The organism is Clavibacter sp. VKM Ac-2872 (assembly GCF_015351105.1).
Taxonomy (GTDB): domain Bacteria; phylum Actinomycetota; class Actinomycetes; order Actinomycetales; family Microbacteriaceae; genus Clavibacter.
This window is the reverse complement of sequence record NZ_JADKRR010000004.1, coordinates 264,227-279,977: the sequence shown is the minus strand read 5'-3', so window position 1 is coordinate 279,977 and position 15,751 is coordinate 264,227. Positions and strand designations below refer to the sequence as shown.

Below are 15,751 nucleotides of genomic sequence, written 5' to 3'. Positions count from 1 at the left end.
TCAGGCGGCGCGGCGCCCCGCGAGGAGGCCCTCGAGGACCGCGGCCCCGCGATCCGCGTCCGCCACGGTGACCAGGCGCGCGCGTCCGCCGCTGAGCCGGACGACGAGGCCGGGACCGGATCGGGTGACGTACGCGACGCCGCGGCCGGTCACCCGGAGGCCCCAACCGCCCCACTGCCCCGGGGACACGTCCTCCCACCCGGCCGACTCGATGCGGACGAGCGGGACGCGCATGATCGGGATCCGCGTCCACGCCGACACGACCCGGAGCCCACGGCGGTCGACCGTGACGTCGACGCGCGCCAGCGCCAGCATCGCGAGGCCGGCGACCACCAGCGGGATCCCGGAGAGCGCGGCGGTGCCGGCGCCGACCGACGCCGTGCTGGCCCCGGCGACGACCCCGAGCACGACGATGACCGCGCCGATGCCCGCGAACCACCCGCTGCCGGTGCGCGCGCGCCAGGCGACCCGCGCCGTGGCGGGGACCTCGAGCGGCGGCACATCGTGCGCGGGGATGGGCCCGGCGCCGCGGACCAGCGCGGTGACGGGGATCGCGGCCGCCACCGCCCCCACGCCCAGCAGCACGACGATCCATCCGACGGGGAGGGTGCCGTCGCCGACGGCGGCGGACGCGGCGATCGCGATCCATCCCGTCGCGAGGATGCCCGCCACGAGGTTCGCGACGAGGAGCACCGTGGCCGCCGTGCGCCGGTCCCGCGCCCGAGTGGCGGCGACGGCCAGCGCCACGGCCACGACCGCGAGGCCCCCCGCGATCGCGAGCATCACCCAGGGCGAACCCCAGCCGTCGGGCGTCCCGTCGGCGGCGAAGTGGACGGCGATGCGCCCGGGGAGCGTCGGCGCGAGCAGGACGGCCGCGACGCCGAGCGCCAGGGCGATGACCGCAGCCGGGGCGACGACCGCCACGCGCGCGGCGGTCGGGAGGGGACGGGGTGCTGAGGTGGTCATCGTGCTCCCTTGATCATGGTGAACAGGTCGTCCATGGGCACCCCGAGGGTCTCCGCCTGCTCGCGGAGCTCCTCGACGAGCGTCCGCAGGCGGTCGAACGAGGCGTTGCCCGAGCGGATCACCGTGGCGCCGCGACCGCGCCGCAGCTCGATGAGGCCGTCGTCCTGCAGGGCGGCGTACGCCCGGAGGACCGTGTGCATGTTCACGTCGACGGAGGCCGCGAGGTCGCGCGCCGACGGCAGCCGCTCCCCGCTGGCGAGCTCCCCGCGCGCGATGGCGTGGCGGATCTGCGTCGCCACCTGCTCCGCGAGCGAGGCCCGCGCGGTCGGATCCACCGTGATGAGCATGTTCGCATTCTATGCGAACAATGCCCGACTACACCAGGAGTTCGAGCGGGACTCTCTGTCAGCGTCCGTCGTACGCCGCCTGCAGCTCGGCGACGACGAGCCGGCCCATGCCCATCATCGCCGCCATGGCGCGCGCGGCGCCCGCGGGGTCGGGTCCGCCGATCGTGGTCTGCATCGCCTCGGGGACGACCTGCCACCAGAAGCCCCAGCGGTCGCGCACCCAGCCGCACCGTCCTTCGGTCCCGCCGTCCGCGAACGCGTCCCAGTAGCGGTCGACCTCCTCCTGGCCGCCGGCCGAGATCGACAGCGACACCGCCTCGGTCGCCTGCATGCCGGGGCCGCCGTTGAGCAGGCGGATCCCCTGGCCGTCGAGCTCGAGGTCGAGCACGAGGGCCGTGCCACGGAGCGCCGGATCCGGGAAGTCGTCGGGGTAGCGCGAGGTGTCGGTGATCCGCGAGCCGGGGAACAGGTCGACGTAGAACCGGGCCGCCTCCTCGATCTGATCGCCGAACCACAGGGTGGGGGTGATGCGCGGCATGGCTGCTCCTCGGGTCCGACGGCGGCCTCGTCGCGCGCCGTCGTGGCCACGCTAGCCAGCGTCGCGCCCGCGGGCCAGACCGCCGGGCCACGCCCGGCCTACGCCGACTCGCGCACCACCAGCTGGTGGCGCACCGTGCGGACCACCTCGGGTCCGGAGCGCGGCAGCTCCCCCGCGATCATCGCGACCGCGAGGTCGAGGGCGTGGCGGGCGAGCTCGTCGAGGTCCACCGCGAGCGTCGTGAGGGTCGGCGCGAGCAGACGGCCGAGCGAGAGGCCGTCGATGCCGACCACGCGCACGTCGCTCGGCACGTCGACGCCCGCGCGGCGGCAGGCGGAGAGCACGCCGAGGGCGCACACGTCGTTGAAGGCGACGATCGCGTCGGCCGTGCGCGGGCGGGCGACGACGCGCTCGGTCGCGACGGCGGCGGCCTCCGCGGTGGGCGCGGACGCGCGGACGACGGACACCTCCATCGACCGGGCCTCGAACGCACGCACGAGCAGCGCGGCGCGCGGGCTGGGGCCGGCGGCGACCGCGGCGTCGAGCACCACGGGGTGCCGCACGCCGACCGCGTCGAGGTGGTCGGCCAGCGCGTCGATCGCCTCCGTCGGATCCAGCTGCACGGCGGCGCGCAGCGGGTCGCCGCGCGGATCCAGCTCCACGACGGGCACCGAGCCGAGCCGGGCGATCCACTCGGCGGCCCGCGATCCGAGGGTCCCGATCACGGCGTCGGTCTGCGCACCGAGCGCCTCCACCATGCGGTCGGAGTCGGCGGCGAGGCCGACGTCGGCGAGCGAGACGTTCCAGCCCCGGGCCGCGGCGATGCGCACCACCGCGGACGCGAGCTCCGGCGACCACGGGTTCCGCAGGTCGTCGACGACGAGGCCGAGCTGATGGTCGCCGCCCGTGACGAGCCCGCGCCCGAACCGCGACGGCCGGTACGCGAGTCGATCCGCGGCCTCGAGCACGCGCCGCTTCGTCTCCTCGCTGATGCCCGGCATGCCGTTCATCGCGCGCGTCACGGTCTGGCGGGAGACCCCGGCGGCGGACGCGACGTCGTGGATCGTGGCGCGGCCGGCCGGCTCCCTGCCCGGCTCCCGGCCGGCCGCGCCGTCGCCCGCGCCGCTCAGCCGCGCAGGTCCAGCCACGCCACCTGCTCCGGGGTGAGCTCGATCGAGAGGCCGCGCATCGATGAACGGACCTCGGAGATGGTGCGCGGCCCGAACAGCGGGAACGTCGGGAACGGCTGCGCGAGCACGTAGGCCAGCGCGATCGCCGTGGCCTGCACGCCGTGCTCCGCGCCCAGCTGCTCGGCGCGGCGCAGGCGCTCGAAGTTGTCGTCGCCGTAGTAGCAGCGCACGAGCTCCGGGTCGCTCAGGTCGTCGGGGCGGGCGCGGCCCGTGAAGAAGCCGCGCGCCTGCGACGACCACGGCAGCAGCGGGATCTGCCGCTCCTCGAGCCATGCCTTGGACGCGGGATCCGTGACGTGCACGCATCCCGCCCACGGCACGTCGTACGCCTCGGCCAGGCCGAAGTGGTCGCTCAGCGCCTGGAACCCCGCGCGGCCGTTGGCCTCCGCGTACGCCTGCGCCTCGTCGAAGCGCTCGGGCGTCCAGTTCGAGACGCCGTAGGACCGGATCCGGCCGGCGCGCTGGTGCTCGTCCATCACGTCGACGAACTCCCCCACCGGCACCTCGAGGTTGTCGCGGTGCATGAGGTAGATGTCGGCGTAGTCCGTGCCCTGGCGCTCGAGGCTCTCGAGCAGCTGGCTCGTGAGCGACTCGGGGTCGCAGTGCGGGGTGTGGGCGCCCTTGGTGATGACGACCACGTCCTCGCGGATGCCGCGGTTCTGGATCCACTTGCCCAGGCGGCCCTCGAGCACGCCGCCGCCGTAGATGTAGCCGGTGTCGAAGGCGTTGCCGCCCTGCTCGACGAAGTGGTCGAAGATCGCGGACGCGTGCGCGAGGTCGGGCTGGTTGTCGACGCCCATGACGAGGCGCGACATGCGCTTCCCGACGCCGGGGATCTCGCCGTAGAGCATCGGGCTGTCGTCGCGGACGCGCAGCGGGCGGCCGGAGACGGTGGGGATGTCGGCGTCCTCGGACTCGAACGGGTAGCGCAGCTCGAGCGCCGCGCGCCAGCGGTCGAGGGTGCGGGCGGTGGCGAGGGTCTCGTCGAGCGTCATCTGCGCCGCCTCGCCGAGGCCGGCCGCGAGGGCGTCGGTCGTGGCGTCGGCCTCGATCGCGTACGGCTTCGCGCCCGCGAACGTGAGGGTGCGCGGCTCCTCGCCGACGACGGAGACCTCGATGGTGGGCGCGTCGCCGAGGGTCCACGGGTCGCTGAGGTGGATGCGGCCCCGCGAGCCCAGGATCGTGAGCGCCTGCGGCTCGTCGAGCGCGACGCCCGTGCGGAGGGTCGCGGTGATCCCGCCGCGGTAGGTGGCGCGCGCGACCGACCACTCGTCGACGCCGGTCGGCCCGACGGTGCCGTCGACCTCGAGCGTGAGCGGCTCGGCGACGGCGATCCCGGTGGCGGCCTGCACGACGGCGGCCGCGGCGGTGACCGTGTAGCCGCCGACGTCGAGGATCCCGCCGCCCGCGGTCGCGGTGTCGTAGAGGCGGCCGGTGCGGGATCCGGTGCGGAAGGAGAAGGACGCGTCGACGTGGGCGACCTCGCCGATCACGCCGTCGCGCAGCAGCTCGAGGAGCGCCGCGGTCTGCGGGTGGAAGCGGTACATGTACGCCTCGACGAGCGGGAGGCCCGCCTCGCGGGCCGTGTCGACGAGCGCCATGGCGGTGCCGTGGTTGACGGCGAGCGGCTTCTCGCAGAGGACGGCCTTGCCGGCCTCGAGCGCGCGGATCACGAGGTCGGCGTGGCCGGTGTGCACGGTCGAGATGTAGACGGCGTCGACGTCGGGATCGGTGAGGACGGCGTCGTAGTCGGCGGCCGTGACGTCGGCGAAGCCGTGGTCGGCGGCCTCGGCCGCGAAGGCCTGTGCGCGCTCGGCGCTCGAGCTGCCGGCCGCGACGAGGCGCGCGTCCCGCTCGCTCGCGGGGAGCTGGGAGAGGAAGCGGCGGGCGATGCTGCCCGGGCCGAGGACCGCCCAGCCGGGTGCGGTCGAGGTGGTCGGGGTGGGGTCGGTCATGGTGGGGCCCTTCGCGGCGTCGTCGGCGTGAACGTTCACGTCGACGCTACGTGGATCGGTCCAGGATGGTCAAGGGCCATGGTCGAATCAGGTCGTGAACGTTCACGTCAGCAGCACTCGACCGTCCCTCCGGGGAGGGCATCCCGATCTCGCCCCGGCCGCCGCGCATGTGCGCTGCGCGCTCGGCCCGCACGATGCCGCGGCTAGCGTCCGCATCCGGAGGAGGCGCGCACCGGGAGGTACCGGTCGGACAGCAAGCCACCTCCACCCCGGCCGCGTGATCACGCGGCCGCGCATCCAGAAGGAGAACCCATGCACCTCGCACGTCCTCGCAGCACCCGGAACCGGAGCGGCCTCGGCCGACGATCCCGGCTCGTCACCCTCCTCGCCGCCTTCGTCGCCGTCGTGGCCCTGGCATCCGCCGGCGCCGCCCCCGCGAACGCCGACCAGGCCGATCGGAGGCCCCTGCCCGTGATCGCGGGCTCGATGATCAACTCGTCGGCCGGCACCTGCACAGTGGGCGCCGTGCTCGTCCCCCGCAGCTGGTTCCTGAGGCTCACGCCGTACCAGAACGCGACCAGGTACATCGTCACAGCTGCGCACTGCGGGCCGATGTACTCCACCGTCCACGTCGGCGCCGCGGCCATCGGCACGGTCGACTGGATCTCGCCCCACAACTCCGACATCGAGCTGATCCGCGTCTCGCCCCAGCCCGACGAGCGGACGCTCTACTGCCGGTCGCACCACTCGTCGGCGGCGTTCTGCAGCCCCATCCAGACCTACACGCCGCGCGCGAACAGCCAGGTCTTCATGCCCAGCCGCGGCCGCGTCGGACGCCAGCCCATCCAGGGCACCACCGCCCCCGAGGGCAGGTTCTGCACGAGCGGACACGCGTCCGGGGTGAAGTGCGTGTTCCAGCCGGTGAGCCTGCCCCCTGGCGTCGAGACCAGGTGGAACCACGTGTCGGCGGGCGAGTCGGACGAGCACAACGCCATCACGGGTGGTGACTCCGGGGGTCCCGTCGTGTCCTACGGACACAAGCTGATCGGCATCATCTCGGGCCAGACGGCGAACGGTCACTTCCTGCTCTACACGTCGATCGACCAGGTGCTCGCGGAGCTGCCCGCCTACGTGCTGGCACCCACGAGCTGATCCCCTCCGGTGGCCGGCGGACGACCGACGGCCACCGGAGCCCTCGCCGGCGGGTGCTCCCCGCGTCACGTTCCGTCACGCGGGCCCGGATCGCAGAACGGCTGCCTAGGGTCGACCGCACCGCACCGCACCGCGGCCGGCCGGCCGCCCACGAGCCGCACGACGAAGGAGCGCACCATGCCGCAGCACCCCAAGGGATCCGTCCTCGAGTTCGACCTCCGCGGAACGGGATCCGGTGTCCTCCAGGAGGTGTCGATCGACGGGAGCGCGCACATCGTCCGGGCGGAGGGGCACACCGCGTTCGGCGGCACGGACAGCGCGCCCAGCCCGCTCGACCTCGTGCTCTCCGCGTACGTCTCCTGCAACCAGGTGACGGCGACGATCATGGCGCTCGGCCAGGGAATCACCCTCGGCGCGTTCGAGGGCCGCGTGCAGGCCGAGCTCGACAACTCGGTGCTCGTGTTCGGCGCCGAGGGCGACGGCACGTTCCAGCGCCTGACCCTCACGGTGGACCTCGAGACCGAGCTCGACGACGCCGACTTCGACGCCTTCGTCGCCGAAGTCGCCCGCCGTTGCCCGCTGACGCAGCTCTTCGAGCGGGCGGGCGTCGAGATCACGAACGTCTGGACGAACCGCGCGCTCGCGCGGGTCTGATCGCTCCGTCTCCGAGGCGTCCCCGCCGGTCCGCGCTGCTCACCGGGTCGCGCGGTCCGCCGCATCGCTCGCCCAGCCTCCGCCCTCCGCCTCGATCTCCGCGACGAGCCGCCCGAGCAGCCGGGTCAGCTCCGTCCGCTCCCGCGGCGACCACTCCCCCACGAGCTCGCCGAGGAGGGCGCGCGCCGTCGCCGAGTTGCGGTCGAGCACGCGCTCGGCGTCCGGAGTCGCGCGCACGAGGACCGCGCGCCGGTCGTCGGGGTCGGGCTCGCGGATCACGAGGCCCCGCTCCTCGAGGCGCCGCACGTGCGCGGTCATCGTCGACTTGTCGACGCCCTGCCAGTCGGCGAGGACGCGCATGCGGGTCGCCCCGGACTCGGCGAGGTGGGCGATGAGCCAGGTGTCGGTCGGCGAGAACGCCTCCCCCTCGGCGGCGAGCATCCGCCGACGCACGTCGGGCCGCGAGGCCCAGCGGGTGATCGCGAGGACCGCCCGTTCCATCGCGGCCGCGACGGCGATCCCGTCCTTGCCTGGGAGCTCGCTCACTGTCGCATCCCCGTCCCCTCCGCGCTGGCCGACCGTTGGTATCCTCAAACCATATCATCCCACCCGGATCGATCGAACGACACGAGAGGAAGACCCCATGTCCACCCCGAGCACCGACCCCCGCGCGCACGCCGTCCCGGCCACGCCCCGCGAGGTGATCGCGAGCTACACCGAGTACGCCGACGCGCAGGCCGCCGTCGACACCCTGTCCGACCGTGAGTTCCCCGTCGCCTCGACGCAGATCGTGGGCCACGACATCCGCACGGTGGAGACCGTGACGGGCCGGGTCACCAACGGCAGCGCCGCCGTGCGCGGGGCCGCGGGCGGCGCCTGGTTCGGCCTCATGCTGGGCCTGCTGTTCGGGATCTTCACCCCCGGCGTCGCGTGGTTCGGCGTCCTCCTGGTCGCGGTCGGGATCGGCGCGCTCTGGGGCGCGCTGTTCGGCTTCGTCGGCCACTACGCCACGCGTGGGAAGCGCGACTTCGCGTCCGTCCAGACGCTGACCGCCGGCCGCTACGACGTGCTGGTCGACAGCGCGCGGGCCGCCGAGGCGTCGCGGATCCTGTTCGACACGACGGGCGCGCCGCGCGCCTGAGCGTCCGCATCCTCACGACGCGGACGGACGGCTCAGCCGCCCGTCCGCGTCGTCACGTCCGGGGTGCGTCCTCGGGCGCCTCGAGCGTGAGCCACTCCTCGTCGATGCGGTAGCCGAGCGCGGCGCCGGCCGCGATGATCGCCGCGTTCTCGCGGGATCCACCGGTGCGGAACGCCGTCACGCCCGCCCCGAGGAGCGCCAGCACGGAGGCCGCCTTCACGCCCGCGCCGAGGCCGCGCCCGCGGTGGGCGGCGTCGACGACCGTCACGTCGGTCTCGGCGGCTTGGCCCGTGGGATCCAGGTCGACGAACGTCATCGCGAGGAGCACGCCGCCCGCGTCGAAGGCGCCGTAGCCGCGGCGGCCGGATGCCGGCACCCGCACGTCCTCGGGTGTGAAGGCGGCGTGTCGGGTGGCCGGGCCGCCCGGGTAGTCGTCGAGCGTGGCGGCGTCGAGCGCGAGGATCGCATCGGCGTCGTCCGGGCCCAGCTCGCGCAGCACTGCGGATCCGGCGACGCGGGCGACGAGCGCGCGCAGGCGGTCGGGCTCCGCGTCCGCCGCGTCGAGCTGCGCGCCCCACGACCGGGCGGTCACGATCCAGCCCTCCTCCACGAGGCGGGCCACCCGCGGGTCGTCAGATCGGGCGATGACGGGCTCGGCGCTCATGTCGCGAGCCTCCCATGGCGGACTGCTCGACCCGACCGTGCTGCCGATACGGAACGGCCGCGCCCGGCTCGGAGAGCCACGAGAAGCTGCGGCTGCTCGGGGTGAACGGCGCGCTGGCGTCGGGGCGAGGTGCCCCGATCCCCGTCAGCCGAGGAAGTAGTCGCGGGTCTTCTCCTCGGAGTCGAGGATCCGCTCCGTCTCCACCCCGACCGAGCGCGCGAGGTCGACCGAGCCCAGGAGGGCCGCCTCGACGTCTGGAGAGAAGGCCCGTTCGAGCACGGCGAGGAACGTGGCCATGCTCGCGTCGAGCTCGTCGATCAGCTCCTGGTGCTCGGCGGCGAGGCGCTCGTCCAGCTCGCGCTGCTCATGCAGGTAGCCCTCGATGAGGGCGGCCTCCCGCCGCGAGAGCGCGTCCGAGACGGCCGAGTGCATGATCATGCCCACCGTGTTCCCGATGACCGCCCCGAGCACCGGCACCGGGATGAGCGCCTGGCCCACGAAGGAGGACAGCGCGCCGACGGCCGCCTCCAGGCATACGAGCTCGGCGTTCTCGAGGAACTCGACCTCGGCGATCTCCCCCGTGCGGAGCCGGTGCGCCTGCTCCGCGACCCCGAACGCCGCGGTCACCATGGCACTGGCGACCGCGGCGGAGGTGGCGGTGAAGTTGGTGAGCGAGTAGATGCTGAGGCCACGGATCCCGCCCGTGAGGAAGCCCTTGCCGGAGTCGCCCGCGATCTCGGCCCAGTCCTCGCTCGTGAAGTCCTGGAGCCTCGTCCCCGCGCGGCGCTTCCGCACGACGGTGAGGCGGTGGGCGAGGATCGCGTGCGCCGCGGAGCACGCCGCCTCGGAGAGGAGACCCGCGCACTGCGCGACCCGGCCGTGGCGGGCGTGGCCCTCGCGGGCGTAGTGCAGCGTCAGCTCCGCGCGCTGCCACCAGACCGCGGGCGCCGACGCGCGCAGGGCCGGCGGGTACGGGAACCGCGGCACCTCGCCGCGGAGGGCGCGGTTGACGCCGACCTCGGCCAGCAGGATCGTGCTCGGCAGGCCCGCCTGGTGGAAGAGCAGCGTCTCGATGGCGAAGCGGCCGGCGAGCGCCTCCGCGTGCACGGCCTCGATCGCGTCGAGGTCGCGGTAGTGCACGTCGACCGTGCGCCCGTCGACGCGCAACGCGCCGCCGCCGTCGAAGATGCGGCCCCAGCCGCCCCGAGGGCTGAGGACGCCGGGCCAGCCGAGCGCGCGCAGGTCGTCGGGATCGAAGGACCCGCGGTAGTAGACGGCGACATCCCAGTCGCTGTCGGGCCGCGCGACGCCCTGGGCGCGGGATCCGCCGAGCGCCACCCCGCGGACTCCGGGCACGGAGACCAGCGCGTCGGCGACGTGCTCGAGGAACGCGTCGTCGTCGAGCCCGAGGGCCGAGCCGGCGTCGAGGTCGTCGCCGGAGCTCACGCCCGCCCCGCCACGCTCCGCCACGACTGGATCCCGCCGCGGAGGCTCACCGCATCCCGCCCCGCCTCGCGCAGCGCCGCCGCAGCCGCCCGCGAGCGCACGCCCGAGGCGCAGTAGACGATGACGCGGTCGGTGATCTCGCCGGGCACCGCACCCGGATCCACCGTGACGATGCGGACCGGCACCGCGACGTGGCCGGGGATGGAGTCGACGAGGCGCTCGTCGGGCTCGCGCACGTCGAGGAGCACCACCTTCTCGTCCGAGGCGAGGATCCGCTCCACCTCCTCCGCGTCGAGCTCGGTGCCGTCGGTGGCCGCGCCCACGCCGCAGAAGAGGTCGTAGTCGGCGAGCGCCGTGACCCGCTGGCGGCCCTTCGCGCGCTTCACGCCGATGGTGCGGCTGGTGCCGGCGAGCGCGTCGAGCACGACGACCCGGCCGACGAGCGGCGTCCCCGCGCCGGTGACGAGCTTGATGACCTCGGTCGCCATGAGCGCGCCGACGGTGCCGCACACCGCGCCGAACACCCCCGCCTCCTCGCAGGAGAGCACGGCGCCGTCGGCGGGCGGCTCGGGGAAGACGTCGCGGTAGTCGATGCCGCGGCCGTCGGGTGCGGCATCCCAGAAGACGGTGACCTGCGCGTCCCACCGGTACACGGATCCCCACACGCACGGCACGCCGACCAGGGCCGCCGCGTCGCTGATGAGGTACCGCGTGGCGAAGTTGTCGGTGGCGTCGACGACCACGTCGTATCCGCTGAGGATCCGGACGGCGTTGTCGTTCGTGAGGCGCTCGGCGTGCTCGATCACCTCGATGCCCGGGTCGGTGCGGTGCACGGAATCGGCCGCTGACGTGGTCTTCGGCCGGCCGACGTCGGGCGTGCCGTGGATGGTCTGGCGCTGGAGATTCGAGAGGTCCACAGCATCGTCGTCTACGATTCCGAGGGTCCCGATCCCCGCCGCGGCCAGGTACTGCAGCACGGGGGAACCGAGGCCGCCCGCGCCGATCACGAGCACGCGTGCCTGGTCGATGCGGGTCTGACCCCCCATCCCGATGCCGGGAAGGGCGAGGTGCCGGGAGTGGCGTTCGCGTCTCTCGTGCGCATCCTGCCCGGAGCCATGACCACCGAGGCCCCGCCCCCCGGGGTGCGTGCCGTCCAGATCGACGAGCGGCAGAGACGACCCCATGACAGACCTCCGTACGGACGGCGGACGCGGACCCGCGTCGACCGGTCCCAGCGTACGACGGCCCGCCGACGGGATCCGCGGCGGACGCCCCGCGGGCGGCCTCGGCCGCTTCCACCACCGCCGCTGGGGCGACGCGTGGCTCATCGGCCTCCTCGGCTTCCTGCTCGCGCTCCCCCTCGCCGGCGCGCCCTCCGTCTGGTACGACGAGGCGGCCACCGTCATCTCGGCCACGCGCGGCTGGGACGACCTCCTCCGCGAGCTCAGCACGGTCGACGCCGTCCACGGCCTCTACTACGCGGGCATGAAGGTGTGGTTCGAGCTGGTCGGCTACTCGCCCACGTCGCTGCGCTTCCCGAGCGAGGTGTTCATCGGCCTGGCCGCCGCGGGCGTGGTGCTGCTCACCCGCACGATCTCCACGCGCGCCACGGGCATCGTCGCGGGGCTGGTCTTCGTCGTGATCCCCCGCTCGGCGTGGATGGGCACGGAGGGGCGCTCGTTCGCGCTCGGCACCCTCACCGCGGTGGCGCTCACGGTCGCGTTCGTCCTGGCCGCCCGCCGCGCGGGATCGAGCTGGCAGGTGCAGGCCAGGTGGTGGGCGCTGTACGGGCTGCTCGCGTGGCTCGGCGCGTCCACCTTCGTGTACCTGGCGCTGCTCGTGGGCGCGCACGGCGTCGTGATCCTGTGGGCCATCGCCTCCGCGCGCGCCGGCCGCCGCAGCCGCCGGCCCATGGTCGTGTCGCTGCTCGGCTGGGCGCTCGCCTCCATCACGGCCGGGCTCCTGTCGCTGCCGCTCGTGCGCGTGGTGACGGAGCAGTCGGGCCAGGTCGGGTGGATCAAGCCCATCGGGTGGAACACGCCGTTCCAGGTCGTCTCGACGCAGCTCTTCGCCGACAACGACGCCTTCGCCGTGCTGGCCTGGGCGCTCGCGCTCGTCGGCCTCGCGCTGCTGGTGCGCCGCGGGATCCGCCTGGTGCGCGCCCGCCGGGCCTCGACGGTCGAGCCCGAGGGCGGACTCGCCGAGTTCGAGTCCGCGTACCTGCACGCCGGGTGGTCGCCGACGATCCTGCAGCTCGCGGTGGTCTGGTTCGTCGTCCCCACGCTGCTGCTCATCGGCGCGTCCACCCTCATGTCGCCGCTGTACTCGCCGCGCTACATGGCGTACACGGCGCCGGCGTTCGCGATGCTCATGGCGGTCGGGATCCTCGCGCTCAAGCGGAGGCCGCTCATCGCCGCCGTCACTGCCGTGCTCGTGGCGCTCTCGCTCCTGCAGATCGTGCACGACCGCACCACCACCGAGAAGGCCGACTCCGACTGGGCGGCCATCGCGCGGATCGTCTCCGAGGAGCGCGCGCAGGAGGCGCCCGGCACCGCCGAGGCCGTGATCTTCGGGCCGGTCCGCCGCCACCCCAAGGCGACCTCGCGCATCGTCGCGTACTCCTACCCGGACGCCTTCCGCGGCATGGACGACATCCTGCTGCGCACGCCGCCCGGCGACACGGACGGCCTCTGGGAGCAGACGTACCCGCTGGCCGACCGGGTCGACGAGGTCGACGGCGCCGACGTCGTCTGGCTCGTCACGAGCGACAAGCAGGACATCCGGGACGACGTGGCCGCGGCGCTCACCCCGCGCGGCTTCGCCAAGACCGACGCCTGGCACGTGATGAACGCGAACGTCGAGCGCTACGAGCGGGTCGCAGCGGGCTGATCCACCCCGGCTCGCTCCGCGGGGTGCCACTTCCCGATCGCCGCGACGACCTCGTCGAGGTGGGACTCGAGCAGGAAGTGGCCGCCGTCGACGAGCTCCACGCGCGCGTCCAGGGCGTCGCGGCGGAAGGCCTCCGCACCGGCCGCGGCGAAGATCTCGTCGTCCCGGCCCCAGATCGCGAGCACCGGCACCCGGGACTCCCGGAGCCAGGCGTGCACCGCCGGGTACAGCTCCCGGTTGGTGGCGTAGTCGCGGAAGAGCGCGAGCTGCACGTCGTCCTGGCCGGGGCGGGCGAGGAGCGCCAGGTCGTGCTCCCAGGCGTCCGGATCCACGACCGTCGGATCCGGCACGCCGTGCGTGTACTGCCACTCGACCGCCGCGCGTCCGAGCGCCGGCCGGAGGGCGTCGCGCGTGGCGTCGGTGCGCTCGGCGGCGTCGGCCCAGATCGGGTCCCAGAACGACGGCACGAAGCCCTCCTCGTAGGCGTTGCCGTTCTGCGTGATGACGCCCGTGACCGCGGTCGGGTCGGCGAGCGCCAGGCGCCAGCCGACCGGGGCGCCGTAGTCCTGCACGTAGATCGCGTATCGCTCGACGCCGATCGCGGCGAGGAAGCGGGCGGCCACCTCGGCGAGCGCGGCGAACGTGTAGTCGAAGTCGTCGACGGACGGCGCGGACGAGCGCCCGAACCCGAGGTGGTCCGGCGCGATGACGCGGAAGCGGCCCGCGAGCGCCGGGATCAGGTGGCGGAACATGTGCGAGCTCGACGGGTACCCGTGCAGGAGCAGGAGCACGGGGGCGTCGGCGGGCCCGGCCTCGCGCCAGAAGACGTCGAGGCCGTCGATCGAGACGGTGCGGTGGTGGACGGCGACCATTGCTAACCCCTTTGGCTTGTTTTGGTGGGTAGCAGGACGGTAGCATGGATCCATCGCGCCACCCGGGCGCGGAGGATCGAGGAGCAGGTGGACCGCGACGAGGAGCTGCTGCTGGCCGTGCTGAACAGCGCACCGGTGGTCGACGGGCAGCGCGAGGACCGGCTCGCCGGCGCATCCGGCCGCCAGCTCGCCCGCGACTGGGGCGGCACCGGCACCGCCGCCGAGCTCGAGCGCCTGCGTCGCACCCGCGATGCTCTTCACGCCGTGATCCGCCGCGATGCCGCTGCGCCCGCCGCCCTCGAAGAGCTCGCGGCCGTGGTCGACGGCGCCGTGCGCACGCCGCGCGTCACCGCCGACGGCGTGGTCTGGGAGCTCCGCGTGCCGCGCGACGACCGCATCCCGGTGGACGCCGTGCTCGCCTGGTCGACCGTCACCGCCCGCCTGCCCGGCCGCCTCCGCCCGTGCGCCAACGACGAGTGCGAGCTGTTCCTCGTGGACCACAGCCGCCCGGGCACGGCGAGGTGGTGCTCCATGGCGACGTGCGGCAACCGGATGAAGGCCCGCGCCCACGCGCAGCGCGTGCGCGACTGAGGCGACCCGGCACCCGCGGTACGGTCGCCGCGTGAACTCGTTCTTCATCGCCGGCAGCTGGCGCAACCGGGATGCGGTCGCCGAGGTCCTCGACGCGCTCGACGACGTCGGCGCGCGCTCCTCCTGCTTCATCCGCACCTCCTACGACGCCGAGGCCGCCGCCTTCGCGTCGCCGGGCGGGGCGGACGACGCCGACCTCGACCACCCGGGGATCCGGCGCCTGTTCGAGCAGGACCTCGCGGCGCTGCGAGCCGCCGACCGGTTCGTGCTCGTGCTGCCCGCCGGCGCCGCCGCGCACATGGAGGCCGGCATCGCGTTCGGCCTCGGGAAGCCCTGCGTCGCGGTGGGCCCGGCCGACCGCACCGAGACGCTGTACCTGGCGTTCGAGGCGATGTGCGCCGACCCGGCCGACCTGATCCGCCACCTCCGCGCGACGGGGGCCGTGCGCTAGACGGGCCCCCGCGCCGCCCGCGGACGCAGCTCGCTGACCAGCGTCCCCGCGACGATGAACGCCGCGCCGAGGATGGCGAGCGCGGGCAACCGCTCCCCCGCGACCCGGCCGATGACGCCCGCCCACACCGGCTCGCCCGCGTAGATGATGGTCGCGCGCGTCGGCGAGACCGAGCGCTGGGCCCAGTTCATCGTGAGCTGGATGTGGCAGCTGCTCGCCCCCAGCGCCAGCGCCGCCACCAGCCACACCCCGGAGAACGCCGGGATCGCCTCGCCGGCGACGGGCATGCACGCGAGCGACAGCGCCCCGGCGACGACGAGCTGCACGACCGTCACCCGACCGACGTCCACGCGTCCGGCGAACAGCCCGATGAGGATGATCTCGGCGGCGATCGGCAGCGTGCTCACGAGCGTCGCCAGCTCCCCCGCACCCAGCGCCACGCCCTGCTGGGGGCCGGCGACGAGGAGCAGCCCGACGAACGCCAGCGCCACGCCCGCCAGGGCGAGCGCGCTCGGCCGCCTCCGGAACGCGGCCCACTGGAGGAGCGGCACCAGCGGCACGTAGAGCGCGGTGATGAAGGCGGACGTACTGCTCGGGATCGTCTGCAGGCCGTAGGTCTGGAGTCCGTAGCCGAGGAAGATCATCAGGCCGATCGCGGACCCGGCCGCGAGGTCGATCCGACGCATCCCGCGGATGGCCCGGCGGAACAGGACCGCGCTGATCAGCCCCGCCGCGAGGAACCGGAGCCCGACGAAGAACAGCGGCCCGCTGTGCTCCATCGCCACGTGCACCGCGAGGAACGTGCCGCCCCAGATGGCCGTGATGCCCATCAGCGCCCACTCGGGGCGGGACGGCCGGACGGCGCGGGGCAGCATCGTGCGCATGGGGCGGAGCG

At 74.3% G+C, this 15,751-nt stretch carries 17 protein-coding genes; 6 read left to right on the top strand and 11 right to left on the bottom strand.

Annotation, left to right across the window (positions count from 1 at the left end; translation table 11 throughout):
* The 5 genes from ITJ40_RS16015 to ITJ40_RS15995 all read right to left on the bottom strand — a co-directional run bounded on the left by ITJ40_RS16015 (position 1) and on the right by ITJ40_RS15995 (position 4,996).
* Complete coding sequence (locus ITJ40_RS16015; protein ID WP_194668008.1) at positions 1-966, bottom strand: DUF1648 domain-containing protein; 966 nt, start codon at positions 964-966, stop codon at positions 1-3.
* On the bottom strand, positions 963-1,313 hold the full coding sequence (locus ITJ40_RS16010; protein WP_194668007.1) for a GntR family transcriptional regulator: 351 nt from the start codon (positions 1,311-1,313) through the stop codon (positions 963-965). Before ITJ40_RS16010 ends, ITJ40_RS16015 begins: the two co-directional genes overlap by 4 nt.
* A 58-nt stretch (positions 1,314-1,371) precedes the next feature.
* Positions 1,372-1,851, bottom strand: coding sequence for a VOC family protein (locus ITJ40_RS16005; protein ID WP_194668006.1), 480 nt, complete (start codon positions 1,849-1,851; stop codon positions 1,372-1,374).
* A 98-nt stretch (positions 1,852-1,949) separates the two neighbouring features.
* The gene (locus tag ITJ40_RS16000) at positions 1,950-2,999 is read right to left on the bottom strand and encodes a LacI family DNA-binding transcriptional regulator (protein ID WP_194668005.1); all 1,050 of its coding nucleotides are present in this window, start codon (positions 2,997-2,999) and stop codon (positions 1,950-1,952) included.
* The gene (locus ITJ40_RS15995) at positions 2,978-4,996 is read right to left on the bottom strand and encodes an aldo/keto reductase (protein ID WP_194668004.1); all 2,019 of its coding nucleotides are present in this window, start codon (positions 4,994-4,996) and stop codon (positions 2,978-2,980) included. Before ITJ40_RS15995 ends, ITJ40_RS16000 begins: the two co-directional genes overlap by 22 nt.
* Positions 4,997-5,308: 312 nt before the next feature.
* Between ITJ40_RS15995 and ITJ40_RS15990 the strand changes: the two genes are divergently transcribed.
* Both ITJ40_RS15990 and ITJ40_RS15985 read left to right on the top strand, forming a co-directional pair.
* The gene (locus ITJ40_RS15990; protein ID WP_194668003.1) at positions 5,309-6,148 is read left to right on the top strand and encodes a trypsin-like serine protease; all 840 of its coding nucleotides are present in this window, start codon (positions 5,309-5,311) and stop codon (positions 6,146-6,148) included.
* A 177-nt stretch (positions 6,149-6,325) separates the two neighbouring features.
* Positions 6,326-6,802, top strand: coding sequence for an OsmC family protein (locus ITJ40_RS15985; protein ID WP_194668002.1), 477 nt, complete (start codon positions 6,326-6,328; stop codon positions 6,800-6,802).
* Between the two features lie 39 nt (positions 6,803-6,841).
* On the opposite strand, the gene ITJ40_RS15980 is transcribed toward ITJ40_RS15985, so the two are convergent.
* Entirely contained in the window at positions 6,842-7,348 is a 507-nt protein-coding gene (locus ITJ40_RS15980; protein WP_194668001.1) for a MarR family transcriptional regulator, read from the bottom strand.
* Positions 7,349-7,445: 97 nt separating this feature from the next.
* Between ITJ40_RS15980 and ITJ40_RS15975 the strand changes: the two genes are divergently transcribed.
* Entirely contained in the window at positions 7,446-7,943 is a 498-nt protein-coding gene (locus tag ITJ40_RS15975) for a general stress protein (protein ID WP_194668000.1), read from the top strand.
* A 52-nt stretch (positions 7,944-7,995) separates the two neighbouring features.
* Here the strand turns inward: ITJ40_RS15975 and ITJ40_RS15970 are convergent, their stop codons facing one another.
* The 3 genes from ITJ40_RS15970 to ITJ40_RS15960 form a co-directional block, all read right to left on the bottom strand.
* A complete protein-coding gene (locus tag ITJ40_RS15970) occupies positions 7,996-8,607 on the bottom strand; it encodes an acetyltransferase (RefSeq protein ID WP_194667999.1) in 612 nt (203 codons plus the stop codon).
* Positions 8,608-8,751: 144 nt separating this feature from the next.
* Positions 8,752-10,053: a nucleotidyltransferase domain-containing protein gene (locus ITJ40_RS15965; protein WP_228512630.1), complete on the bottom strand. Its 1,302-nt coding sequence runs from the start codon at positions 10,051-10,053 to the stop codon at positions 8,752-8,754.
* Positions 10,050-11,237, bottom strand: a complete 1,188-nt coding sequence (locus ITJ40_RS15960) for a ThiF family adenylyltransferase (protein ID WP_194667998.1) — start codon at positions 11,235-11,237, stop codon at positions 10,050-10,052. The genes ITJ40_RS15965 and ITJ40_RS15960 overlap by 4 nt, the downstream gene beginning before the upstream one ends.
* On the opposite strand from ITJ40_RS15960, the gene ITJ40_RS15955 reads away from it, so the two are divergent.
* Positions 11,236-12,942, top strand: coding sequence for a hypothetical protein (locus ITJ40_RS15955; RefSeq protein WP_194667997.1), 1,707 nt, complete (start codon positions 11,236-11,238; stop codon positions 12,940-12,942). The two genes, ITJ40_RS15960 and ITJ40_RS15955, sit on opposite strands and share 2 nt — an antisense overlap.
* Here the strand turns inward: ITJ40_RS15955 and ITJ40_RS15950 are convergent.
* Positions 12,918-13,814 (bottom strand): alpha/beta fold hydrolase, encoded by an 897-nt coding sequence (locus ITJ40_RS15950; protein ID WP_194667996.1) that lies wholly within the window; start codon positions 13,812-13,814, stop codon positions 12,918-12,920. The two genes, ITJ40_RS15955 and ITJ40_RS15950, sit on opposite strands and share 25 nt — an antisense overlap.
* A gap of 87 nt (positions 13,815-13,901) precedes the next feature.
* Between ITJ40_RS15950 and ITJ40_RS15945 the strand changes: the two genes are divergently transcribed.
* Together ITJ40_RS15945 and ITJ40_RS15940 are read left to right on the top strand one after the other, a co-directional pair.
* The gene (locus ITJ40_RS15945; protein WP_194667995.1) at positions 13,902-14,405 is read left to right on the top strand and encodes a CGNR zinc finger domain-containing protein; all 504 of its coding nucleotides are present in this window, start codon (positions 13,902-13,904) and stop codon (positions 14,403-14,405) included.
* A gap of 31 nt (positions 14,406-14,436) precedes the next feature.
* Positions 14,437-14,856, top strand: a complete 420-nt coding sequence (locus tag ITJ40_RS15940) for a hypothetical protein (protein ID WP_194667994.1) — start codon at positions 14,437-14,439, stop codon at positions 14,854-14,856.
* On the opposite strand, the gene ITJ40_RS15935 is transcribed toward ITJ40_RS15940, so the two are convergent.
* Entirely contained in the window at positions 14,853-15,740 is an 888-nt protein-coding gene (locus tag ITJ40_RS15935; protein WP_194667993.1) for a DMT family transporter, read from the bottom strand. The genes ITJ40_RS15940 and ITJ40_RS15935 overlap by 4 nt on opposite strands.
* Between the last annotated feature and the right edge of the window lie 11 nt (positions 15,741-15,751).